The 1,178-nt window shown below is 60.9% G+C and carries 2 protein-coding genes; both read left to right on the forward strand.

Features of this window, described 5'->3' with window-relative positions:
* Positions 1 to 24: 24 nt before the first annotated feature.
* Positions 25 to 825, forward strand: a complete 801-nt coding sequence (ubiG, locus tag A3730_RS17785) for a bifunctional 2-polyprenyl-6-hydroxyphenol methylase/3-demethylubiquinol 3-O-methyltransferase UbiG (protein WP_063518636.1) — start codon at positions 25 to 27, stop codon at positions 823 to 825.
* On the forward strand, positions 822 to 1,178 hold a 357-nt coding region (locus A3730_RS17790; RefSeq protein WP_231883987.1), incomplete at its 3' end, for an HAD hydrolase-like protein. The genes ubiG and A3730_RS17790, both read left to right, overlap by 4 nt.

Below are 1,178 nucleotides of genomic sequence, written 5' to 3' on the forward strand. Positions count from 1 at the left end.
AGGAAAAAATTGCCGGAGCCGACCGTGACTGAACAACAAGCCCAGACTCACTCCTCCAAACAGAACGTAGACGCGGGTGAAATCGCCAAGTTCAATGCCCTGGCCGAGCAGTGGTGGGACCCGAATTCCCAGTTCCGCCCGCTGCATGACATCAACCCCCTGCGCCTGAACTATATCGACGAGCGCGTCAGCCTGCCGGGCAAGAAAGTCATCGACATCGGTTGCGGCGGCGGCCTGCTTTCCGAAGGCATGGCCCGCCGTGGTGCTGACGTGACCGGCATCGACATGGGCGAAGCGCCACTGGCTGTGGCACGCATTCATGCGGAACAGGCCGGCGTGGCGGTGGAATACCTGCAAACCCCGGCAGAACAGATCGCCGAACAGCGCGCCGGTCAATATGACGTGGTGACCTGTCTGGAAATGCTGGAACACGTGCCAGACCCATCCTCGGTCATCCGCGCTTGCGCGGCCCTGGTCAAACCTGGCGGGCAGGTGTTCTTCAGCACCATCAACCGCAACCCCAAGGCGTTCATGTTTGCCATTGTCGGGGCGGAATATGTGCTGCGCCTGCTGCCCCGTGGCACCCACGAATACGCCAAACTGATCAAGCCATCCGAGCTGGCCGGCTGGGCCCGCGATGCCGGGCTGGAAGTCAAAGACACTGCCGGCATGGTCTACAACCCGCTAACGCAGGTGTACAAGCTGAACCGGGATGTATCCGTGAACTATCTGATGCACGCGGTAAAAACGCCAAACGCCGAACGCCAGACGCCTGACGAATCCACCTCGCCGTCTGGCGTCAAGCATCAGGCGTCAAGCCAATGATGGAACGCCTTGAAGCCGTTTACTTCGATCTCGACGGCACCCTGATCGATACCGCTCCGGATTTTTATACGGTGCTGAACACCTTGTTGAAAAAACACGGCCGCCCGGAAGTGACTTACTCTGCCGTGCGCGCCAACGTCTCCAATGGCGCTCGCGCACTCACCGAGCTGGGTTTTGGTGTCGGGCCGGACGATGCCAGTTTCGCGCCCTTGCTGGACGAACTGCTCAATGCCTACGAACGGCACCTGGCCGTGGATACCGTGCTGTTTGCCGGCCTGGCCGAGGTGCTCGCCTGGCNCGACGCCCAACAGCTGCCCTGGGGCATCGTCACCAACAAACCTGCCCGCTTTACC

Source organism: Alcanivorax sp. HI0044, assembly GCF_001634945.1.